General features: G+C 68.7%; 20 protein-coding genes. 12 read left to right on the top strand and 8 right to left on the bottom strand.

Annotation, left to right across the window (positions count from 1 at the left end; genetic code table 11):
- Complete coding sequence (locus tag ACIG5A_RS27570; protein WP_397245050.1) at positions 1 to 2823, top strand: ATP-binding protein; 2823 nt, start codon at positions 1 to 3, stop codon at positions 2821 to 2823.
- A gap of 8 nt (positions 2824 to 2831) precedes the next feature.
- Here ACIG5A_RS27570 and ACIG5A_RS27565 read toward each other — a convergent pair whose 3' ends face one another.
- Positions 2832 to 3158: a DUF1330 domain-containing protein gene (locus tag ACIG5A_RS27565; RefSeq protein WP_397245922.1), complete on the bottom strand. Its 327-nt coding sequence runs from the start codon at positions 3156 to 3158 to the stop codon at positions 2832 to 2834.
- Positions 3159 to 3381: 223 nt separating this feature from the next.
- On the opposite strand from ACIG5A_RS27565, the gene ACIG5A_RS27560 reads away from it, so the two are divergent.
- Positions 3382 to 4506 (top strand): FAD-dependent oxidoreductase, encoded by a 1125-nt coding sequence (locus ACIG5A_RS27560; protein WP_397245048.1) that lies wholly within the window; start codon positions 3382 to 3384, stop codon positions 4504 to 4506.
- Here the strand turns inward: ACIG5A_RS27560 and ligA are convergent.
- From ligA to ACIG5A_RS27540, 4 genes are all read right to left on the bottom strand, one after another.
- Positions 4503 to 6494, bottom strand: coding sequence for an NAD-dependent DNA ligase LigA (gene ligA, locus ACIG5A_RS27555; protein WP_397245045.1), 1992 nt, complete (start codon positions 6492 to 6494; stop codon positions 4503 to 4505). The genes ACIG5A_RS27560 and ligA overlap by 4 nt on opposite strands.
- 59 nt (positions 6495 to 6553) lie before the next feature.
- A complete protein-coding gene (locus ACIG5A_RS27550; RefSeq protein ID WP_397245043.1) occupies positions 6554 to 6841 on the bottom strand; it encodes an antibiotic biosynthesis monooxygenase family protein in 288 nt (95 codons plus the stop codon).
- A gap of 28 nt (positions 6842 to 6869) precedes the next feature.
- Positions 6870 to 7505, bottom strand: a complete 636-nt coding sequence (locus ACIG5A_RS27545) for a hypothetical protein (RefSeq protein WP_397245041.1) — start codon at positions 7503 to 7505, stop codon at positions 6870 to 6872.
- Between the two features lie 227 nt (positions 7506 to 7732).
- On the bottom strand, positions 7733 to 8356 hold the full coding sequence (locus ACIG5A_RS27540) for a TetR/AcrR family transcriptional regulator (RefSeq protein WP_397245039.1): 624 nt from the start codon (positions 8354 to 8356) through the stop codon (positions 7733 to 7735).
- A gap of 109 nt (positions 8357 to 8465) precedes the next feature.
- Here ACIG5A_RS27540 and ACIG5A_RS27535 point away from each other — a divergent pair, with 109 nt between their 5' ends.
- Positions 8466 to 9743: a cytochrome P450 gene (locus tag ACIG5A_RS27535; protein WP_397245037.1), complete on the top strand. Its 1278-nt coding sequence runs from the start codon at positions 8466 to 8468 to the stop codon at positions 9741 to 9743.
- A gap of 56 nt (positions 9744 to 9799) precedes the next feature.
- Here the strand turns inward: ACIG5A_RS27535 and ACIG5A_RS27530 are convergent, their stop codons facing one another.
- On the bottom strand, positions 9800 to 10336 hold the full coding sequence (locus ACIG5A_RS27530; RefSeq protein WP_397245034.1) for a hypothetical protein: 537 nt from the start codon (positions 10334 to 10336) through the stop codon (positions 9800 to 9802).
- A gap of 238 nt (positions 10337 to 10574) precedes the next feature.
- Positions 10575 to 11177, bottom strand: a complete 603-nt coding sequence (locus ACIG5A_RS27525) for a TetR/AcrR family transcriptional regulator (RefSeq protein WP_397245032.1) — start codon at positions 11175 to 11177, stop codon at positions 10575 to 10577.
- Positions 11178 to 11243: 66 nt separating this feature from the next.
- Here ACIG5A_RS27525 and ACIG5A_RS27520 point away from each other — a divergent pair, with 66 nt between their 5' ends.
- The 8 genes from ACIG5A_RS27520 to ACIG5A_RS27485 all read left to right on the top strand — a co-directional run bounded on the left by ACIG5A_RS27520 (position 11244) and on the right by ACIG5A_RS27485 (position 19870).
- A complete protein-coding gene (locus tag ACIG5A_RS27520) occupies positions 11244 to 12077 on the top strand; it encodes a class I SAM-dependent methyltransferase (protein WP_397245030.1) in 834 nt (277 codons plus the stop codon).
- A 175-nt stretch (positions 12078 to 12252) separates the two neighbouring features.
- The gene (locus tag ACIG5A_RS27515; RefSeq protein WP_397245028.1) at positions 12253 to 13437 is read left to right on the top strand and encodes an ROK family transcriptional regulator; all 1185 of its coding nucleotides are present in this window, start codon (positions 12253 to 12255) and stop codon (positions 13435 to 13437) included.
- A gap of 22 nt (positions 13438 to 13459) precedes the next feature.
- Positions 13460 to 14803, top strand: coding sequence for an extracellular solute-binding protein (locus ACIG5A_RS27510; protein ID WP_397245026.1), 1344 nt, complete (start codon positions 13460 to 13462; stop codon positions 14801 to 14803).
- An 8-nt stretch (positions 14804 to 14811) separates the two neighbouring features.
- A complete protein-coding gene (locus ACIG5A_RS27505; protein ID WP_397245023.1) occupies positions 14812 to 15783 on the top strand; it encodes a carbohydrate ABC transporter permease in 972 nt (323 codons plus the stop codon).
- Entirely contained in the window at positions 15783 to 16670 is an 888-nt protein-coding gene (locus tag ACIG5A_RS27500; protein WP_397245021.1) for a carbohydrate ABC transporter permease, read from the top strand. The genes ACIG5A_RS27505 and ACIG5A_RS27500 overlap by 1 nt, the downstream gene beginning before the upstream one ends.
- Complete coding sequence (locus ACIG5A_RS27495) at positions 16670 to 17953, top strand: 6-phospho-beta-glucosidase (RefSeq protein WP_397245018.1); 1284 nt, start codon at positions 16670 to 16672, stop codon at positions 17951 to 17953. Before ACIG5A_RS27500 ends, ACIG5A_RS27495 begins: the two co-directional genes overlap by 1 nt.
- Complete coding sequence (locus ACIG5A_RS27490; RefSeq protein ID WP_397245016.1) at positions 17950 to 18993, top strand: N-acetylglucosamine kinase; 1044 nt, start codon at positions 17950 to 17952, stop codon at positions 18991 to 18993. Before ACIG5A_RS27495 ends, ACIG5A_RS27490 begins: the two co-directional genes overlap by 4 nt.
- A 193-nt stretch (positions 18994 to 19186) precedes the next feature.
- On the top strand, positions 19187 to 19870 hold the full coding sequence (locus ACIG5A_RS27485; RefSeq protein ID WP_397245014.1) for a LysR substrate-binding domain-containing protein: 684 nt from the start codon (positions 19187 to 19189) through the stop codon (positions 19868 to 19870).
- A gap of 4 nt (positions 19871 to 19874) precedes the next feature.
- On the opposite strand, the gene ACIG5A_RS27480 is transcribed toward ACIG5A_RS27485, so the two are convergent.
- A complete protein-coding gene (locus ACIG5A_RS27480) occupies positions 19875 to 20459 on the bottom strand; it encodes a TetR/AcrR family transcriptional regulator (RefSeq protein ID WP_397245012.1) in 585 nt (194 codons plus the stop codon).
- Positions 20460 to 20592: 133 nt separating this feature from the next.
- On the opposite strand from ACIG5A_RS27480, the gene ACIG5A_RS27475 reads away from it, so the two are divergent.
- The gene (locus tag ACIG5A_RS27475; protein WP_397245010.1) at positions 20593 to 21759 is read left to right on the top strand and encodes an FAD-dependent oxidoreductase; all 1167 of its coding nucleotides are present in this window, start codon (positions 20593 to 20595) and stop codon (positions 21757 to 21759) included.
- Positions 21760 to 21772 lie beyond the last annotated feature (13 nt).

Below are 21772 nucleotides of genomic sequence, written 5' to 3'. Positions count from 1 at the left end.
GTGAGTGTTGCGGTGAGTAGTGCGTTCGTCGGGCGGACCAGCGAGTTGTCGGCGCTGCTCGACGCGAGCGCCGCCCCGCGGATCCATGCGGCGCTGGTGTCGGGCGAGGCAGGCATCGGCAAGTCACGGCTGGTCGCCGAGTTCGTCGCGCGCCTCGGCGCCGAGGCACTGGTGGTGACCGGGCGGTGCCCGGAATTCGGTAACGAGGGCGTGCCGTTCGCGCCGTTCATCGCGGTGCTGCGCGGACTCGTCCGCAAGCTGGGCGCGGCTCGGCTCGCCGCGCTGCTGCCGTCGCCGCGCCCGGCGCTGGCGCGCTGGCTCCCCGAGCTCGGTGCGGAAGTACCTTCGGCCGAAGACGACTTCGATCGGTTGCGGCTCTTCGGTGAAATCCTCACGGTGCTCGAACAATTGGCGACAGCGCGACCGGTGGTGCTGATACTGGAGGATCTGCACTGGGCCGACGATTCCAGCCGGGAACTGCTCACCTTTCTCGTCGCGAACCTCGCCGCACAGAATGTGCTGCTGGTCTGCACCTTTCGTCCCGCGGGCGCACCGGCGCTGCGCAGGCTGGTCGCGGAGCTGCGCCGCAATCCAGGGGTCGCATTCCTCACGCCCGAGCCGTTCACCAAGCACGAGGTCGGCAGGCAACTGGCCGCGCTGCTCGGCCGTGAACCCGAACCACGGTTGATCGGACGGGTATTCGAGCGCAGCGCGGGCAACCCGCTGTTCGTCGAGGCGCTCAGCGGCGCACCGGAGGACACACCCGCCGAGCTCACCGAACTGCTGCTCGCCGCGCAATCCGGGCTACCGCCCGACGCGCATACCGTGCTGCGGGTCGCGGCCGTCGCCGGATCGCCGGTGGCGCACGAACTGCTCGCGGCCGCCGCCGACCTGCCACCGGCGGTACTGCGGGATGCGGTGCGCCAGTTGGTCGATCATCATCTGCTGCGTACTACGGAGACCGGTTACGAGTTCCGGCACATCCTCATCCGCCAGGCCGCCTACCAGGATCTGCTGCCGATCGAGCGCAGTAGCCTGCACGCACGGCTGGCCGAGATACTGCGTGCGCGGCCGAATCTGCTTGCCGCCGAATACCGCAGTGCCGAGCTGGCCCTGCACGCCGAAGCGGCCGGTGATCTACCGCTCGCCCTCGAAGCGTCCTGGGCCGCCGCCGCGGCCGCGAACAACGCCGGTGCGCAACCGGAGCGACTGCGTCATCTCAATCGCCTGCTCGGACTGTGGGATCGGGTACCCGATCCCCAGGCGCGGGTGGGGGCCGATCGGCTGGCGGTCCTCGAACAGCTCGTCGACGCCGCCTATCACGGCACCGATGTGCGGCATGGTCTCGAATCCGCCGATGCGGCACTGGCACTGGTCGACGCGTCCGCCGACCCGCGCCGCGCCGCGCGGCTGCACTATCAGCGGGCGTATCTACGCAATCAGGCCGGCAGCGGTGGCCGCGACGATCTGCTGCGCGCACTGGAGCTCCTGCCACACGATCCACCGACCCTGTTGCGCGGCGAAGTGCTCGCCGAGCTGGCCGCGACGACGCTGTTCACCGGCCACACCGGCGACGCCGAGCGCGACGCCCGCGCCGCGCTCGAGATCGCCGAACGACTCGGCGCGCCCGCACTCGCTGCCCGCGCGCACTCGTATATCGCACTCGCCGATACCGAATCACCCGTCGCGACGGAGCATTTCGCCCGCGCCCATGCCGCGGCTGCCGACGCCGACCCGCAGACCTTGATCACCGTGGCCACTTGGGAATCGGCCGCGCTGGCACACACCGGCGACTATGCGAAGGCGATCGAGACCATCCAGCAGGGACTCCGGGCCGCCCACGACAGCTTCCGGTTCGCCGAGCGCGGACCGATCCTCATCGTCAAATGGGCGCAGGTGCTTGCCGCGCTCGGCCGCTGGCCGGAGGCGCTGAGCCTGATCGAGGACACCCTCACCGACCCGATGCCACCGTTGAGCACCGCGGCGCTGCAACTCTGCCACGCCCGAATCCTGCTGGCACGCGGCGATATAGATACGGCGCTTGCCTACACCGATTCCGCCGCACAGCATCTCGGCGATTCCCAGTGGACGGGTCAGTACCGACTCGAATTGGGCGCTCTGCGTACCCGATTGGCGTGGCAGCAGGGCGATACCCGGCGCGCGGCGCGCATACTGACCGGCACACTCACCGACGACGAACCGCTGCGTCATCCGCACGAGGCGTGGCCGCTGCTGGTGCTGGCCGCACAACTTCCCGAATTACCCATGGACCCCGCACCTTTGGCGACCTCACTGCCGTGGTCCCTACCGGTCGACGTGGCACACCGCACCGTTTTCACCGCGGTGACCACCGGTGAATCCGTCCACTGGCACGAGGCGGTGCGCTGCTGGCGCGCGCTGCACCAGCCCTACGAGGAGGCCACCAGCCTGCTCGGTGCGGCCGAAGCCGAACTGGCGGCGGGCAATCGGACGGCCGCGCGCACCGCCCTGCGATCCGCCGCCGCACTCGCCACCGAACTGGCCGCGACTCCCCTGCTCGACACCGTCCAGCAGATCGCCGCCCGTGCCCGGCTCGCCATCGACTCCAGGGTCGGCGACACTCAGGTCGCCGCACCGGCCACCTCCGGCCTGACACCGCGCGAACTCGACGTACTGCGCCTGGTCGCAAGGGGACTCAGCAACCGGCAGATCGCGGCCGAACTGTACATCAGCGGCAACACCGCGGGCGTGCACGTCTCGCGCATCCTCACCAAACTCGGCGTCGCCACCCGCACCGAAGCGGCCGCCACCGCCCACGCCCGCGGGCTGCTCGACCAGGCCTGAAGTTTCGCCTAGCGCGGCAGCAGTGGCCGCAAGTCGTCGAGGCGGTCGAACAGGTGCCAGATGTAGTCGGCGGCTCCGTTCTCGCGGTGCGGGTGCAGATCCGCCAGCGCGGGATCGGAGCGGTAGGAGTCGAAGGCCGCCTTGGATTCCCACTCGACGACGATCAATGCCTGCCGCGGTGCGATATCGCCGACGACGCTCTCCCGGAACATCCCGAGCGCGACCACCCGCCCACCGTGCGCCTCGACCTCACCGGCCGAACGACGTGAGTAGGCGCGATATTCCTCCGCGTCGGCCACATTGAACAGGTTGAGCGCATAGACAGGACCTTCCATCACCCCCGCGAGCATATCCACTCCGGCCTGGACGAGCGCGCACTCACGTCATAGTTCGCACACCGACACCATCTGCGGGACGCCAAAACGGTTGTGGTGACGCGACTTACGGATGCGCGACAGACGGCCACCGCGGCATCGACGAGCCGAGCCCGAGCCGCCGCCGCATTAGCGCAAGGGCGGTGCAAGGCCGGTGCAATCGCCGGCTCGCACGCTCGTCATCATGAGCAATCCAGTAACCATCATCGGCGCCGGGCTCGGCGGACTGACCCTCGCCCGTGTCCTGTACGTCAACGGGATCCCGGCCACGGTGTACGAGGCGGAGCCTTCCGCAGCAGCGCGCACGCAGGGCGGGATGCTCGACATCCACGACTACAACGGGCAACTCGCGCTGCGGGCGGCCGAGCTGATGGACGAATTCCGCGGCCTCATCCTGGACGGCCGCCAAGCGATGCGGGTCCTCGACCCGAACGGCGCCGTGCTGCTCGAGAAGGCCGACGACGGCACCGGCGGGCGCCCCGAGGTGCAGCGTGGCGAGCTGCGACAGCTCCTGCTCGACTCGCTCCCCGCGGGCACCGTCCGGTGGGGTCACAAGGTCACCGGCGCTCGCGCCCTCGGCGATGGCCGCCACGAGGTCGCCTTCGCCGACGGCGGCACCGTCGTCACGAATCTGCTCGTCGGCGCGGACGGCGCGTGGTCCCGAGTGCGGCCGCTGCTGACCGACGCCACACCCGAGTACACCGGCGAATCGTTCGTCGAGTGCTACCTGTTCGACGCCGACACCCGCCACCCGGCCGCCGCGCAGGCCGTCGGCGGCGGCTCGCTGATGGCGCCCGCGCCGGGCAGCCAGATCCACGCGCACCGGGAAAAGGGCGACACCTTGCATACCTACGTGGTGCTCGAACGGTCACTGGACTGGTTCGCCGCCATCGATTTCACCGATGCCGCCGCGGCGACCGCGCGGATCGCGCGGGAATTCGACGGCTGGGCGCCGGAACTCACCGCGCTGATCACCGACGCCGACACCGCACCGATCTGGCGCCCGCAGTACGCGCTGCCGACCGGGCACCGCTGGAATCGGGTGCCGGGCGTGACCCTGCTCGGCGACGCGGCCCACCTCGCGCCGCCCAACGGGGAAGGCGCCAACCTGGCCATGCTCGACGGCGCCGAGCTCGGCAAGGCCCTGGCCGCGCACCCGGGTGACGTCGAGGCCGCATTCGCCGAGTACGAGCAGGCCCTGTTCTCCCGCGACACCGGGATGGCCGTCGAGGCCGCCGACTTCTTCGAGAACGTCTTCGACGGCACGGCACAGAGCCTGATCGACATGTTCAGCCGGCCCGAGGTCTAGACGACCTGGGCGGCGATCAGCAGGTTCCAGATCTCGCCCTGGTCGACCACCTCGACCCCGAGCTTCTCCGCCTTGGCCAGCTTGCTGTCGCCGACTCCCGCGCCGGTGATGAGCATGTCGGTATTCGCCGAGACCGAGGATGCCGCTGTGGCGCCTGCCTTTTCACACAGGCGCTGAAATGTCGGGCGGGCGACCTTCTCGCCGGAGCGCGGGTCGCTGATCGCGCCGGTGATCACCACCGTCTTGCCTGCCAGCGGCGCGCCCGCCGCGATCACCGGGGGCAGGTCCTCCTCGCGCACGTCGAGGGAGACGCCCGCCTCGCGCAGTCGCTCGAGCTCCGGGCGCAGACGGGTGAGGTGTGCGACCAGGGAGGCGGCGACCTTCGGTCCGATATCCTCCACTGCCACAAGGCGTTCCTCGCCCGCGTCCGCGACCTCCTCCAGGGAACCGAATCCGGCGCGGGCCAGGCGCGCGGCGGTGCCGTCGGAGGCCATCGGGATCGCCAGGCCGATCAGCGCGCGGCGCAGGCCGACTCGGCGGCTGGCATCGATCGAGTCGATCATGCGGGCCGCCGAGACCTCACCGATGCGGTCGAACTCGAGCAGGCGCTCCTTGGTCAGCGTGTAGAAGTCCGACGGGCCCTCCAGGATGCCCGCCTCGGCAAGGCGTTCGATCCACACCGGGCCGACGGCATCGATATCGGCCGCCGCACGCGACGCCCAGTGGATCAGCCGCCGCACCGTCTGCGCGGGGCAGGCGACGTTGGTACAGAACAGTTCTCGGCTGTTGCCCTGCTCGGTCACCGGCTGCCCGCACGAGGGGCATGCGGTGGGCGGCACGATCTCGCGCTCCTCGCCCGTGCGCTTGGCGGCGTCGAGTACGCCCGCCACGAACGGGATCACGTCGCCCGCGCGACGCACCAGCACGGTGTCGCCGACCTTGATGTCGCGGGCGCGGATCACCTCCTGGTTGGCCAGCGTGGCCTTCGTGACCGTGGTGCCGCCGACGAACACCGGCTCCAGCCAGGCGACCGGGACGATCTTGCCCGTCTTGCCGACATCCCAGACCACATCGGCCAGCACGGTCGTCTTCTCCTCCGCGGCGAACTTGAACGCCAGCGCGCCGCGCGGCGAGTTCGAGCGAGTTCCGGCCGCCGCGTACGCATCTCGATCGGCCAGGCGCAGCACCGCGCCGTCGAGGTCGTAATCCAGATCGTTGCGGCCCTGCTCGATCGCGGTGATCGCCGCCTGCGCCTGCTCGGCGTCGTCGCAGTGCCGCATCTGCGCGCCCGCGATACCGAGCGCGCGCAGCCCCTCCTCCAGGTCGACCGCGGTGTCATCGTCCGAGGCGTCCAGATCGAAGCCGAAGAACTGCAGGCGCCGCTCGGCGACCGTGGCCGGATCCTTCGCGCGCAGCGTGCCCGCCGCAGCATTGCGCGGATTGATCAGCGGCTTGTCCGGATGCGCCGTGTTGTAGGCGGCGAAGGTCGAACGCAGCATGACCGCCTCGCCGCGCACCTCCACCCGGCCCTGCGGGTCGATCCGTTCGGGCACGCCGTCGACCAGCGCGCGAACCAGCATGGTCACGTCGTCACCGGTGGTGCCGTCGCCGCGGGTCACCGCACGCGCCAGCCGCCCGTCCTCGAACACCAGGGCCAGCGACAGGCCGTCGAGCTTCGGCATCACCACCACCGACTGGCGGGGGAAACGGTCGAAGAACGCCGCGACCTGCTCGGGCTTGGTCGCCTTCTCCAGCGACAGCATCGGCCGCGAGTGCCGGATCGGTGCGTGCAGCACCGCGGGCGCGCCGACCTGCTCCAGCGGATTCGGATCGGGCGCCAGCTCGGGATGCGCCTCGATCAGCCCGCGCAGCTCGTCCTCGATCACGTCGTACTCGGCGTCCGCCACCAGCGGCGCGCCCTGGTAGTAGGCGTCCCGCAGCGCCACGATGCGATCGGCGAGCTCTTGGATACGTTCCCCAATGTCCACGCCCCAGACGCTACCGACACCCACCGACACCTGCGGGGAATGACATCGAAGTCGGTCTGTCAGACCAGGGCCTGCCCCGTGACGGCCTCCTCGGCCGTCTGGATGAACCCGGCGGCCATGATCGCGGCGACGGTCTCGCGGTAGCGGTCGGATATCTCGAGCGCGGCGGCATCCTCCGCACTCGCCCACAGGGTGATCACGGTGCGGTCGGCGCCGTCGCGGAGGAACGCGCAACCCTGGAAACCGCTGTGGGAGCGGAACATCGGCAGCGAGCGTTCATTCGCGAAGCGCTCGTACTCCTCGGCGCGGCCGGGATCGATCGTGGCTCTCCACAGGCGAACTATCACCCCGCCAGTGTGCCGGATCCGGCCACGATCACGGACTGACAATGATCTGCTGTGCCGGGTCGACGGAGTTTACCCAGCCGTAGGTGACCGTGAGGGATCCGGTTGTCGCCGTGGGGCAGCCGGAGCCGGTCGTCTTGACCGGTACGGAGGCGTGGTCGAACGTCAACGTCGGCGGAGTGCCGTTGGCGACGGTGCCGGGTAGCGAGGTAGGACCGTTCGGTGCGATGTTCACGATGCACTTCAGTGCCCCGCGCAGTTCGATGTACACGCCGTCGGGAATCGTCATGGTGGCGGCGATCGGCGCACCGCTCTGTACCGCGATCGGCCAGCCGCCCATGAACATCGGCCAGTAGGCGGTGACGCCGGGCAGGTTGGTGGCGCAGGATTCGGCGTAGATCGGTCCGGCCTCCAGAGTCACCGGGCCGTTGTCGCTGTGGTTGTCCGGGGACCACGGCACATTGATGGCCTGGGTGGACTCGGCGCAGGTGACGGTCAGCTGACCGGCCGTAAAGGTCAGCGGCCCTTGGCTGGTCGCGTAGATCGCGGCCCCCTCCGGCGCGACCGTGGTCGGCGCCTGCGCCTGCGCGGGACCGCCGCCCAGCGCGACCGTCGTCGCCGTGGCTCCGGCCACCGCGACCCGTACGAACAACCTTGTGCTGAACACCGCGCTCCCCTTCGAGCAAATCGACGGCGGCATGCGACCGCGCACCGGCGCATGCCGCCGCCAACGGAATCGACTGGTGGACAATCGCTCTCCACGATCCACCCACACCGGCTCCATCCTGGCCACCGGCCGGGGGCGCTGTCCACCCCGTACCCGAGTGGGGACAACTGGGGAGAACCGACACACCGGGTGTTGCGCGACGGGCGCGGCCCGGGTCGCGGGGTCGGTCAGATTTCGTTGACAAGTCCGGCGACCAGCGCGCGGATGACGGAGTCGCGGGTGGCGGGATCGTCGAAGTCGATGGTGACGACGGGGGTGAGCGCTATCGAAAAGGTTGTGCGGGTGAGGATTTCGGCGACCTGCAAGCGTTTCCCGGTGGGCAGGCCGCTCCAGTGCGCGAGTTGATCGGCGACCCAGTCGGTGACGGTGCGGAACAGAGGGCCCGCATCGGTGGTGAGAAAGGGCAGGACCACGGCGGGTTCGCTACGCAACAGCGGTTGCAGCAATTCGTTGTGGCGCAGGAAATCCATGCCGTAGCTGATGTAGTCGACGCAGCCCTGGATGGGGTCCTCGGGCCAGGAGATCTGTTCGAGGCCGGCGAGGATGCGCTGGGCTTCGCGGGTGATGAGGGCGTTCATGACCGCGTCGCGGTTGTCGAAGTGCCGGTACAGCCACACCCGGGAGATCCCCGCCGCGGCGGCGAGCTGCGCCATCGAGGTCGCCGAAAGACCGTGCCGGACGAACAGATCCCAGGCCGTGTCGAGGATCTGCTCGCGGCGGTCGGCGGTCCGGTCGGGCGCCTGCGGTGTGTCGAGGGTCAGTGGACCCCACGGACCCATCGGGGTAGACACGGCGACCTCCTCTTCCAGTCAACTATTGACATACGACTACGAAGTGTTAACACTCGGCAGTGCTAACACATCAGCGTGAAGTGTAAACCAGCAGTTGTGAGGAACAGTCATGAACCGCACCCATCCGGGCGACCACAGCCACACCCGGCTCACCGAGACCCCCGGCGCCGATACCGGCGTGTTCCTGAGCCTGCTCGATCCCGCGAGCCGTGCCGACCCGTACCCCATCTATCAGCGGCTGCGGGAACTGGGCCCGCTGCGGATCGGCGCGCTGCCACTGGTCGTGTTGAGCGGCTACCGGGATTGCGAGGCGATGATGCGCCATCCGGCCGCCAGTGTGGACCGGACGCTGACGGAGCTCGCGGTGTCACAGTTCCCGAAACCCGAATGGGGAGGCCTCGGGCGCAAACCGTCGTTCCTGTTCCTCGACCCGCCCGACCACACCCGGCTGCGGCGGCTGGTCGCCAAGGCCTTCACCCCGAAAGTCGTTGCCGGACTGGCCCCGACGATCACCGCGCTGGTCGACGAGCTGCTCGACCGCACCGCGGCCGCGAAATGGATCGATATCGTCTCCGAGCTCGCCTACCCACTGCCGGTCACGGTGATCTGCGAACTGCTCGGCGTCCCACTCACCGATGAAGCCCAGCTCGGCCGCTGGTCGAGCCTGGTGACCCGCGGTCTCGATCCCACCCTGCAAACCCTGTCCGCCGCCGAACGCACCGAGATCGACCGCGCCGGCCAGGATCTCTACGGCTACTTCGCCGATCTGGTCGAGCATCGCCGCGCGCACCCCGCGTCGGATCTGCTGTCCCAGCTCATCGCCGCCGAGGACGCCGGAGATCAGCTCACCCGCGACGAGGTGATCTCGACCTGCGCGCTGCTGCTCGTCGCAGGGCACGAGACCACGGTGAACCTCATCGCCAACGCGATGCTGGCGCTGCTGCGCAACCCCGGACAGTTCGACGCGCTACGCGAGGATCCCGAGCTCGCCACCGGAATCGTCGAGGAGACACTGCGATTCGATCCGCCGGTGCAGATGGTGCCACGCATCGCCGCCGCCGATCTGCGCATCGGCGACGCCGACATCCACCGCGGCGATGTGGTCATGATGTTCTACGCCGCCGCCCACCGCGACCCGGCGGTCTTCACCGATCCGGACCGCTTCGATCCCACCCGCGAAACCCGCCATCTCGCCTTCGGTCTCGGCGCGCACTTCTGCCTCGGCGCCCCGCTCGCCCGCCTGGAAACCCGAATCGCGCTGACCCGCTTCGCGCTCCGCGTGCGATCCCCACGGCTGGCCATCGACCCGCCGGTCTACCGCGATCACATCACCTTGCGCGGCCCCGCCGTCCTGCCGGTCGACTTCGACGCCATCACCACGCGGTGAAACCTCCGCCTCACCGACCAACCCACGACCGAGGAGACGAACTCGGCTTCCGCGCGCTATTCGAGTGCGGGAGACGGTGATTGCCGACGCGCGTAGTCGTGCGAGTAGGCCGCTTCCTTGGAGGTCTGCCGCACTATGCGGTCCGGCTCGGGCGCGGCGGGCCAGAACTGCAGCAGGTAGCGGTCGAGCATCGGCTCACCGTCGAGTCTGACGTCCGCCTCCCGTGCCTGGTCCATACCCTGCGCGCAGTACCGCACCCGGTAGTCGATCTCTTTCAGGTCCAGCTCCCAGAAGTCCTCGCCTGCCCACTGCATCAGGAGGGTGCGATCCGAGACCGGGCAGAAGGAAACCTCGACGACGTCTTCCCAGGCCGGATCGAGCGGTGGAGCCTGGCCGCGCACCTCGACGGTGAAGCCGACGCTGCCGGAGTGCAGCCCGGTCGTCAGCCACAGCGCGCCGGGTATCGCGGCGCCGCACAGTCCCCCGGTCTGCCCGGCGAACGCCCCATGCATCCCCGGGCTGATGCCGTCGGGGTCACTCACAACGTAGATCTGGTGGTAGCTGATGCCCACCTCGCCATCGAGCCTGAACACTCCCTCACGCCTTCCTGACCGACAAGTCGCGTAGCTCCGTTACGGGCAGCATGTCGCCGGACGAGGGGCGAGTGTTTCCCCCATCGGTGACCAACTCGAGGGAGCGGGGGCTGACAGGAGCATGGAGGTGTTCATGCAGTCGAGTCCAGGAACAGATCATGCACGGCAGCGTAGAGAACACCACCGACAAGCCCGCTCCCGAACCTTTACGCATGAACACCCTGCGCAAGGTTGTCGACTACGAGTTCCGTCGCCGATTCGGTAGCGCGCCCGCGAGGACCGACGTCACCATCTTGTGGACGGAGGCCGGCTCGGGTGCGCCGTCGCTGCCCGCGAATACCAAATGGCCGGAGCCGATCAGTGTCATGGCGAGGATCTGGACGTCGGCGGCGGCGGCGATGCGGCCGAGGTCGCGTTCGGCGGTGAGGTAGTCGGTGATCATGGCGGCGGCCTCGGTGAGCAGCGGGACACCCGTCGGCCTGGTCGCGCGCAGGCGGGCACGCAGGCCGTCGTGGAAGGTGATGAGGACGATGATGGCGGTCGCCACGGAGCCGAAAAGCGCGGTGAGAGCGTCGGTCAGGTGGTCGGCGACGATGCCGGTGCCCGCGGATTCGCACAGGTCGATGGACTGAACGCCGATGCGGGCGATGCGGTCTTCGATGAGTTCGGCGAGGAAGGTGTCGAAATCGGCGAAGTGCCGGTGCAGTACACCTTTGGCGCAGCCCGCTTCGGTGGTCACCGCGCGGCTGGTCAGCGCCTTCGGCCCGTCCCGCAGCAGTACACGCTCGGCGGCATCGAACAGCTGAGCGCGCACGTCGCGCAGGGCTACCCCGGTCGGCACAGAAACCTCTCCCTTCGTCGGACTCCACTATTGCAGAGTGGGCATGTGCCCACTTAAAGTGGGCGCATGCCCACACTCTCTTCGGGGCCAGCGAATTCGCCTGCACCCCAACCACATCAGCTCCGACGGGTCGCGGAATCGTTCGGCACGGACGCCGAACGGTATGACCGGACCCGCCCCACCTATCCCGACGCGATGATCCGGCGGATCATCGCGACAAGCCCCGGCCGCGATGTCGTCGACGTCGGCTGCGGTACCGGCATCGCGGCCAGGCTGTTCCAGGCGGCGGGCTGCGCGGTGCTCGGGGTCGAGCCCGACGAGCGAATGGCCGACTGGGCCCGCACACACGGCACCGACATCGAGATCTCGACCTTCGAGGACTGGGATCCGGCGGGCCGCCTCTTCGACACGGTCGTCGCCGGCCAGACCTGGCACTGGGTCGACCCGGTCGCGGGCGCGGCGAAAGCAGCGCAGGCGCTACGCCCAGGCGGCCGTCTCGCCGTGTTCTGGAACAGTGGCCAACCACCAGGCGAGGTGGGACAGGCCTTTGCCGCGGTCTATCGCGAGATGCTGCCCGACCTGTCCATCGACACCGCACTCACCAACCCACACGACGCATACGCGGCGATGGCCACCAAGGCGGCCGACGGACTCAGGGAGACAGGCGCTTTCGACGCCGTCGACCTGTGGCGGTTCGATTGGGAACACACCTACACCCGCGACGAATGGCTGGACCAGGTGCCGACGCAGGGCGGCTTCAGCCTGTTCCCGCCGGACACACAGTCACGGCTCCTGGCGGGCGTCGCCGCCGCCATCGATGCGGCAGGCGGCAGCTTCACGATGGGCTACGCCACCCTTGTCACCATCGCCACCCGAACCGTCACCGATCGAGCGGCATGATCCGATGACGTGACACCCGGGGCAACCGGCGCGCTTCTGCGCCAATCCCCCAGTCGCACAGCGTATTGACAGCCGGTCCCCGCGGGCATACAGTCGCTCCTCAAAGTAATTGGAAAGTTTCCTAATAGTTCACCCGCACGTTCGCCGAGGGGACCCGGCAAGGGAGGGTCATCACGTGACCAACACGCGAAACACCCTTGCCGGCACACCGAGTCTGCTCCGGGCCATCAACGACCGCGCGGCGCTGGAGCTGTTGCTCGCGAACGGTCCGCTGTCCCGCACGCAGATCGGCACGCTGACCGGATTGTCGAAACCGACTGCCTCGCAATTGTTCGCGCGACTGGAGGCGGCCGGACTGGTGGTTCCGGTCGGCACCTCGGCGGGTGGCCCCGGCCCGAATGCGCAGCTGTACCAGGTGAATCCGGCGGCGGGATATGTGGCCGGGCTCGACGTGACGAATACGCAGATCCGGCTCGCCGTCGCGGATATCACCGGCGCGACGCTCGCCGAACATCAAGTCTCGACCAAGGGCTGGCCCGCCGCGGCCACCATCGCGCGGGTGGCGGACGCGGTGGCGGAGACGGTCGGCCTGGCCGGACTCCCCCAGGGCGCGGTGCGCGACGTGGTGATCGGCATCGGCGGCGCGCTCGACCCGGCCACCGGCAGGCTGCGCTATGCCACGCACCTGCCGGGCTGGCACTCCCCCAGGCTGGTCGGTGAATTGGAGGCGACGATCGGCGCCTCGGTATCCATCGAGAACGACGTCAACCTCGCCGCGATCGCCGAACAGGCGCACGGCGCGGCACAGGGTTGCGAGGACTTCGTGACGCTGTGGACCGGCGAGGGCATCGGCGCGGCGATCGTGATCGCGGGCCGGTTGCATCGCGGATTCCACAACGGCGCGGGCGAAGTCGGCTACATGCCACTGCCCGGTGCGCCGATCGTGCACGACGTGCGCAGGAAGAACTCCGGCGGATTCCAGCAATTGGCCGGTGCCCCAGCTGTTTTGGCGCTCGCGCGCAAGCACGGGCTGACCGCGCCGACGGGCGCGCTCGCCGTCACGGAGGCGCTGGAAACCGCCGGGGCCGGAACGGAATTCCTCACCGAACTCGCCGACCGCCTCGCCATCGGGCTCGCCTCGATCGTCTCGGTCGTCGATCCGGAAGTGGTGATCCTGACGGGCGCGGTGCCGAGCGCAGGGGGCGAACGGCTGCGCGCGCTGGTCCAGGACGCACTGGCGGAGCTCACCATCACCCGGCCCGAGGTGCGTTCGAGCACCGTGCCAGGGTCGCCGGTCTTGCACGGCGCGCTGCAACGTGCCTTGGCCACCACGAGGGACACCGTCTTCTCGACACATTGATTCACCCAGGAGAACCGTCACCATGCGCAAAGCCTCACCCCGCACCCTCGCCGCCCTCACCGCATGCACCACCGTCGCGCTGTTCGCCAGCGCCTGTACCGGGCAGAGTTCCGGCGGTGGCGACGACGGTTCCGCCCAGGGCAAGGACGTCACCATCACCTTCTGGCACGGCTGGAGCCAGGACAACGAGGTGAAGGCCATCGAGGCGAACGTGGCCTCCTTCCAGCAGCGGTTCCCCAACATTCACGTCAACCTGGTCGGCAACGTCTCCGACGACAAGATCGAGCAGGCGCTGCGGGCGGGTGGCCGCGACGCGCCGGATGTGGTGTCCTCCTTCAGCACCGACCAGGTCGGCAAGTTCTGTTCCGCCAATGTCTGGACCGATCTGGCGCCGTTCCTGAAGAAGGACGGCATCGATCCGGCGAAGACGTTCCCGGCCGCGATGCTCGATTACAGCCAGTACCAAGGCAATCAGTGCTCGCTGCCGCTGCTCGGCGACGCGTACGGCCTGTACTACAACAAGACCGCGTTCGCCGCGGCCGGAATCTCCGCACCGCCCAAGACTTTCAGCGAGTTCGAGGCCGCCGCGGTCAAGCTGACCATCGCGGAGGGCGACAGCTACCGGCAGCTCGGCTTCATGCCGACCTACCACGGCTACGAGACGACGCCCATGCACTTCCTGGGCCAGTACGGCGCGAAATACTTCACCCCGGACGGCAAGTCGAATATCGCCACCGATCCGAAGATCGCCGCGATGTACACCTGGCAGAAGGATCTGATCGCCAAGCTCGGTGGGTTCGACAAGCTGGAGAAGTACCGCACCACCTTCGGTGAGGAGTTCAGCTCGAAGAATCCGTTCCACACCGGCCAGGTGGCCATGTCGCTCGACGGTGAGTGGCGCACCGCCATGCTCGCCGAGGACAAGGTCGGCTTCGATTGGGCCACCGCGCCTTTCCCGGTCCCGGATGATCAGGTGGCCACCTACGGCCGCGGCTACCAGACCGGCACCATCGTCGGCATCGCCAACTCCAGCCGCAAGCAAACGGCCGCATGGCAATTCGTGAAGTACCTGACCACCGATACCGACGCGCTGGTCAGCTTCGCCAACGCCATCCACAACGTGCCGAGCACCAACGAGGCGCTCGTCTCGCCCAAGCTCACCGCCGATCCGAACTTCAAGACCTTCCTCGATATCGCCAGGAACCAGTACTCCTCGACCACGCCGGCCAGCATCAACGGCGGCGCCTACCAGCTCTCGCTGCGCAACTTCGGCTACGACTTCGAGGCGGGCAAGCGCAACGACCTGGCCGCCGGATTAGCCGCCACCGCAAAGGAGATCGACGAGGCGATCGCTCAGGCCAAGTGACCTCGTCCATGACATCGAGCATGAAAGTCCCGGCGGCGCAGCGCGTCTCGGCAACACTGAAACGTAAGCGCCGCCGCCGGACCCTGCGCACCCTGGCGTTCCTCTCGCCTTGGCTGCTCGGTTTCGCCTTCTTCTTCGCCTACCCGCTGCTGTCCACCGTCTACTTCTCCTTCATGAAGTACGACGGGTTCGCCGATCCGACGTTCACCGGCCTGAAGAACTGGGACTACGTCATCGACAAGTACCCGTTCTTCTGGCAGGGGCTCGGCAACACGCTGTGGCTGGTGCTGGTGATGGTGACGCTGCGGGTGATCTTCGGGCTCGGGCTCGGCATGCTGGTCACCAAGATCAAGATGGGGCTGGGGTTCTTCCGCACGGTGTTCTATCTGCCGTACCTGGCCCCGCCGGTGGCGGCCACCGTGGCCTTCGCCTTCCTGCTGAACCCCGGTACCGGACCGGTCAACCACCTGCTCGGCAATCTCGGTCTGCCGCAACCGGGTTGGTTCACCGACCCGGAGTGGTCCAAGCCCGCGCTCACCATGCTCGCGCTGTGGGGCATCGGCGACCTGCTGGTGATCTTCACCGCGGCACTGCTCGACGTGTCCAGGGAGCAGTACGAGGCGGCCGAATTGGACGGCGCGGGCCCGTGGCACAAGTTCCGCTACGTCACGCTGCCGAATATCGCGCCGATCGTGCTGTTCGCCGTGGTGACCGGCGTCATCCAGACCATGCAGTACTACACCCAGGCGATCGTCGCCGGAAAGGTGGCCAGCGGCAAGATCGCGGGCGCCGGTGAGCAATTCGAACCCGGCTACCCGCACGGATCCACCTGGACGCTGCCGCAGATGGTCTACAACCTCGGCTTCCAGCGCTTCGATATCGGCTCGGCGTGCGTGGTCGCGGTGATCCTGTTCGTCATCTCGATGGCCTTCACCTCGCTGCTGCTGCGGCGCAAATCCGGCTTCATCCAGGAGGATTGATGACGACAACCGTCGCGCCCGCGCCGGTCGCCACGACCAGGGCCGAGATCAGGGTCGCCCGCCGCAAGGGCGCGCTGAACTGGGTGGCCGTGCACTCGTTCGCGATCGCCCTCGCGCTGCTGTTCATCCTGCCGTTCGTCTTCGTCTTCCTGACCTCGGTGATGTCGGACCGGCAGGCGCTCACCTCCGATCTGTGGCCGACGCAGTGGCAGTGGAGCAACTACCTCGAGGTCTGGCGGACGCCCGGCTTCCTCACCTGGTGGCGCAACACGTTCATCTACGCGGGACTCGGCACCCTGCTCACGCTCGTGTCCAGCATCCCGGTCGCCTACGCGCTGGCCAAGTTTCGCTTCCGCGGGCGCAATCTGGCACTCATGGCGGTGGTTTCGATGATGATGCTGCCGCCGCAGGTGACGGTGATCCCGATGTATCTGGTGTGGGCCAAGCAGTTCCATCTCACCGGCTCGCTGTGGCCGTTGATCATTCCGCTGGCCTTCGGCGAGGCGTTCTCCATCTTCCTGTTGCGGCAGTTCCTGCTCACCATCCCCGACGACTACCTCGAGGCGGCTCGTATCGACGGCTGCGGCGACGTCGGGATCCTGCTGCGCATCGTGCTGCCGATGGCCAAACCCGCGATCGCGGCGGTCGCGCTGTTCCAGTTCTTCTATTGCTGGAACGACTATTTCGGGCCGCAGATCTATGCCAGCGAGAACCCGGCGGCCTGGACGCTCAGCTACGGCCTCGAATCGTTCAAGGGCGCGCACCACGTGAACTGGAATCTCACCATGGCCGCCACCCTGCTCGTGATGGCGCCCGTGATCATCCTCTTCTTCTTCGCACAGAAAGCCTTCATCGAAGGCGTGACACTGACAGGGGTCAAAGGCTGATGCCCGCACTGAAATTGGCGATCGTCGGCGGCGGTTCCACCTACACGCCGGAGCTGATCGACGGCTTCGCCCGCCTGCGCGACACCCTCCCGATCAGCGAGCTGACACTGATCGATCCCGCCGCGGACCGGTTGGAGCTGATCGCCGCGCTGGCGCGCCGGATCTTCGACAAACAGGGCCATCCGGCGGTGGTGAGCACGACCACCTCGATCGCGGAGGGCGTCGACGGCGCGGACGCGGTGCTGCTCCAATTGCGGATCGGCGGGCAGGCGGCACGCAACGAGGACGAGAGCTGGCCGCTCGAATGCGGTTGCGTCGGACAGGAAACCACCGGTGCGGGCGGGCTGGCCAAGGCACTGCGCACCGTGCCCGTCGTGCTCGATATCGCCGAGCACGTGCGCCGCGCCAACCCGGACGCCTGGATCATCGACTTCACCAACCCGGTCGGCATCGTCACCCGCGCCTTGCAGACCGCAGGGCACAAGGCCGTCGGCCTGTGCAACGTGGCCATCCATCTGCAGCGAAAGTTCGCGCAGCACTTGGGTGTCGAGCCGGAGCTGGTCCGGCTCGACCACGTCGGCCTGAACCATCTCACCTGGGAGCGCGGGGTCACCGTGCTCGATCACCCCGGCGCGGCAACCGGATACGAGGCGCTGCCCAAGCTGATCGCCGACTTCGGTGCGCAGATCGCGGACGACCTGCGCATGCCGCTGCCGCTGCTCCAGCACCTCGGCAGCGTGCCCTCCTACTATCTGCGGTACTACTACCAGCACGACACCGTCGTAGAGGAGTTGCGGGCCAAGGGTTCTCGCGCCGCCGAGGTCGCGACCATCGAGCGACAGCTGCTGGAGATGTATGCCGACCCGGCGCTGGACACCAAGCCGGAACTGCTCGCGCAACGCGGCGGCGCCTACTATTCCGAGGCCGCGGTCCAGCTGCTCGCCGCGCTGCACGGCACCGGCGCCGGGGTGCAGGTTGTCAATGCCCGCAACGACGGCACCCTGCCGTTCCTGCCGGACGACGCCGTGATCGAGGTGCCCGCCGAGGTGGACGGCGCCGGGGTGCGCCCGCTGCCGCAGCAGCCGGTCCCGCCGCGCTACTCGGGCCTGATCGCACATGTCACCGCCTATGAGCAGCTCGCGCTGCGCGCGGCACTCGAGGGCGGGCGCGACCTGGTCTTCGACGCGCTGTTCGCGCATCCGCTCATCGGCCAGTGGGAACTGGCCGAGCAGCTCACCGATCGGCTGATCGCCCACAACCGTGGATACCTCAGTTGGGCGTGACCGAGCAGGTCCCCGGTGTCCTCGCCATCGACGCGGGCAACAGCAAGACCGATATCGCGCTGGTCACCCTCGACGGCACCGTCCTCGCCGGCGCGCGCGGCGCCGGGTTCCAGCCCCACGAGCACGGGGTGGATCGCGCCATCGACGCGCTCGCCTCGGCGGTCGACGCGCTGGCCGAACAGGCGGGGCTGACGGCCGACCGCCCGTTCACCACCCATGTGAGCGCCTGCATGGCGAATGTCGATCTGCCCGTCGAGGAAGAGCGGCTGCACGCCGCCATCACGGCCAGACCGTGGAGCCGCACCGCGAGCGTCGCGAACGACACCTTCGGGCTGCTGCGCGCGGGCACCGACGGCCCGCGCGGGGTCGCGGTGGTGTGCGGCGCCGGAATCAATTGCGTCGGACTGCTTCCGGACGGGCGCACCGCCCGCTTCCCGGCACTCGGCATGCTCACCGGTGACTGGGGCGGCGGCAGCGGTATGGCGGCGGCGGCGATGTGGCATGCGGCGCGGGCCGAGGACGGAAGGGGCGGCCCCACCGCGCTTTCCGCCGCCATCGGCTCGTATTTCGGGCTGCCTGGCGCCAATGCGGTGGCCGAGGCGATGCACCTGGGCAGGCTGCCACAGCAGCGGCTGCACGAACTGGTCCTCGTCCTGTTCGCCACCGCCGAGGCGGGCGATCCGACGGCGCTGCGGCTGATCGATCGGCAGGCCGACGAGATCACCCGCCTCGCGCTCGTCGCGCTGCGCCGCCTCGACCTGCTCGACGAACCGACGCCGGTCATCCTCGGCGGTGGGGTCCTCGCGGCCCGTCAGCCGCTGCTGATCGACAATGTGACGGCCCGGCTCGCCGCGGCGGCGCCACTGGCCGAGCCCCGAATCGTCGTCGCCCCACCGGTTCTCGGGGCCGCGCTGCTCGGACTCGACCACCTCGACGCGGGGCCGCTCGCCCAGCAGCGCCTGCGCGCCGCCTACCCCACCAGCCACGCGCCGCGAGACCGTCGGCCCGAATTCCCCAGTGAGCTGGGTCAAATGGCGTGATCAGTAGGCATCGACCACGTGCGCGATCCTGGTCGCGTACTGGTCGAACCAGCGCGAGCGGCCCAATTCCTTGGCCCGTTCGTGCCGGGCATGCCTGCGCCACTCGTCGATCGCGTCGAGTGATCGCCAGTAGGAGATCGCGATCGAACAGCTGACACCGGAGGGCGAGGTTGTCCTGCGACACGCGCTGCGGATGCTGGCCTCGTCCGAGGATGCCAGGCGCGAACTCGACCAGATCCGCTCCGGCGACCTTGCGACCGTGCGAATTGCCGCCTTCCCCACCGCATGTACCCACTTGCTGCCGCGCGCGGCCGCGTCGTGGCGGCGCCGCTTCCCGGCCCTGTCGTTCGAGTTCACCGAATGCGACGCCGACACCGCATTGGAAGCGATCCGCCACGGCAAGGCCGATCTCGCGCTCACCTACGACTACGCCGCGCATCCCATCGCCCTGGATCATCTGACCGCGCAACCACTTCCGGACGATCCGCTGCTACTCGCACTCTCCGCCGGTCATCCGCTGGCCGCTGCGCCCGTTGCCGACATTGCCGCGCTGTCCGACGAAATGTGGATCAGCGGAACATCCTTCGCCTGCGCGGAATCGCTGCGGGCGATCTGCGGTGTAGCCGGGTTCACGCCGCTCGTCACCTTGGACTCCAACCGCTATCCGACGACGTTGGCGCTGGTCGCCGCCGGGCACGGCATCGCGCTCATCCCCGCGTCCGCGCTCACCACCGCGCCGCCCGACGTGGCGATCCGGCCGCTGCGACCGGTCCCGCCGCCCCGCCGGATCTGGGCGGTCACGCAGGGACAACCGAATACACCCGTCGCCCACCTGACGGATTGCCTGGTCGCCACGGCGGCCGTCTATCGAGCGTGACCGATCAGGGATCCGGATAGGTTGCCGCCCAGCCGTTTTCGAGCAGGTCGAAGACGGCGCCGACCGCACCCGGCGGGTCGGTACGGCGGCGGGCCAGATCGACCGCCTCGAGCGCGAAGCGAGCCATCGCGGCGCAGGACGGGTCGCTCTCGGAGGCGCCGACTTCCTCGGCAATGGTTCGCGCCAAAGCGGTTTCGTGGCGCAGCCACATGCGGCGGGCGTATTCGCGCAGCGCGGGGGTGCCTTCGATCATGCGGGTGAAGGCCTGATTTCGTGCGGAGTCGGATACCGCGCTCGCCCGGGTCACGATGTGCTCGCGCAATGCCGCCAGCAGCGACCGGCCCGTGGGGCGCTCGCGCACCGCGGCGACGAGCGCGGCCTCGATGTCCTCGTCGAGGTCGAAGACCAGCGCCTCCTTGCTCGGGAAGTACTTGAACAGGGTGGTCACCGAGACATCCGCCGCATCGGCCACCTCACGCACCCCGACCTGGTCATACCCGCGATCGAGGAACAGCTCGAGCGCGGCGTCGGCCAATGCCTTGCGGGTCTGGGCCTTCTTGCGTTCGCGCCGCCCGATCGCCTCCGTCATGCCGCCACCGTACCCGGCAAACATGTATCGGGCAAGAAAGTTGAACCGTTGCATGTTTTGAGTCGTTGTGGTTTTCTGGCGTTGTGCCGGAGCTCCGTCCGGCGCGGTCTTCGAATCGAAGGGCTCCCACCTCATGAATTCCGTTCGCACCCAGCACATCGCGATCGTCGGCGCCGGTATCGGCGGCCTCACCTGTGCCCGTGCCCTGCAACAGCACGGCCACCGCGTCACCGTGTTCGAGCGCGAGAGCTCCGCGCACGCCCGCTGGCAGGGCGGCATGCTCGACCTCCAGGTCGACACCGGCCAGGCCGCGCTGCGCGTCGCGGGGTTGTTCGAGGAGTTCCGCGCGCTGGCCCGCCCCGAAGGCCAGGAGTTGCGCGGGCTCGACGCCGTGTCCGGCGCGCTGATCCACCATGAACTGCCCACCGACGGCGCGGGCAACGCACCCGAGATCGACCGCGGCCAATTGCGCGGCCTGCTCTTGAACTCCCTGGCCCCCGACACCGTTCGCTGGGGGTACGCGGCCGCCACGGTCACCCCGGTCGGCGACGGCACCGCGCGACTGCACTTCGCCGAGCGCGCGAGCGAGGACTTCGATCTCGTCGTCGGCGCCGACGGCGCGTGGTCGCGCATCCGTCCGGCGCTCTCCGCCGCGACCCCAACCTATCTGGGCGACACCATCATCGAAACCTTCCTCGACGATGTCGACACCCGCCACCCCGCGCTGGCGCACATGATCGGCAACGGCACCGTGGTGGCGAAGTCCGGCGGCGCCATGCTCTCGGCACAGCGCAACAGCGGCGGCCACATTCGCGTCTACGCCGGACTCCGCCTCCCGCTCGACTGGCATGTCGGCGCGGGCCTCGACCTCGAGGACGCCTCGGCGGTGCGCGCACACCTGCTCACGGTGTTCGACGGCTGGCACGACGGCCTGCTCGATCTCCTGCGAAAGTCCGACGGCGGCTTCATCAATCGCCCACTGCATGTCCTGCCCATCGGCCACACCTGGGATCACGTCCCCGGCATCACCTTGCTCGGCGACGCGGCCCACCTGATGCCCCCGTACGGCATCGGCGCCAACCTGGCCATGCTCGACGGCGCGGATCTCGCGACCGCCGTCGCCACCCATCCCGACCTCGACCGCGCCGTCCTGGCCTACGAAAACCGCATGCTGCCCCGCGCCACCGCGGCCGCCCAGGCCTGTGCCGACCTGACCACGTCCTTGACCGCGGACACGGTGATGAACGTGGAGGCCGCCCGGCAACACCTCAACGATCGCCTCCTGAACCCACAGCACTGATCCGCCGGTCACG

The sequence above is a fragment of the Nocardia sp. NPDC052566 genome, assembly GCF_044547285.1.
In the GTDB taxonomy this organism is placed as follows: Bacteria; Actinomycetota; Actinomycetes; order Mycobacteriales; family Mycobacteriaceae; genus Nocardia.
Note: the sequence above shows the minus strand (reverse complement) of the source record. Positions and strands in the feature narration are given on the sequence as shown.

Coding starts and splice junctions, on each gene's coding strand:
- ACIG5A_RS27565 (WP_397245922.1), bottom strand. CDS start 3,158: ATGGAAGGTCCTGTCTATGCGCTCAACCTGTTCAATGTGGCCGACGCG.
- ACIG5A_RS27560 (WP_397245048.1), top strand. CDS start 3,382: ATGAGCAATCCAGTAACCATCATCGGCGCCGGGCTCGGCGGACTGACC.
- ACIG5A_RS27535 (WP_397245037.1), top strand. CDS start 8,466: ATGAACCGCACCCATCCGGGCGACCACAGCCACACCCGGCTCACCGAG.
- ACIG5A_RS27520 (WP_397245030.1), top strand. CDS start 11,244: ATGCCCACACTCTCTTCGGGGCCAGCGAATTCGCCTGCACCCCAACCA.
- ACIG5A_RS27510 (WP_397245026.1), top strand. CDS start 13,460: ATGCGCAAAGCCTCACCCCGCACCCTCGCCGCCCTCACCGCATGCACC.
- ACIG5A_RS27505 (WP_397245023.1), top strand. CDS start 14,812: ATGACATCGAGCATGAAAGTCCCGGCGGCGCAGCGCGTCTCGGCAACA.
- ACIG5A_RS27500 (WP_397245021.1), top strand. CDS start 15,783: ATGACGACAACCGTCGCGCCCGCGCCGGTCGCCACGACCAGGGCCGAG.
- ACIG5A_RS27495 (WP_397245018.1), top strand. CDS start 16,670: ATGCCCGCACTGAAATTGGCGATCGTCGGCGGCGGTTCCACCTACACG.
- ACIG5A_RS27485 (WP_397245014.1), top strand. CDS start 19,187: ATGCTGGCCTCGTCCGAGGATGCCAGGCGCGAACTCGACCAGATCCGC.
- ACIG5A_RS27480 (WP_397245012.1), bottom strand. CDS start 20,459: ATGACGGAGGCGATCGGGCGGCGCGAACGCAAGAAGGCCCAGACCCGC.
- ACIG5A_RS27475 (WP_397245010.1), top strand. CDS start 20,593: ATGAATTCCGTTCGCACCCAGCACATCGCGATCGTCGGCGCCGGTATC.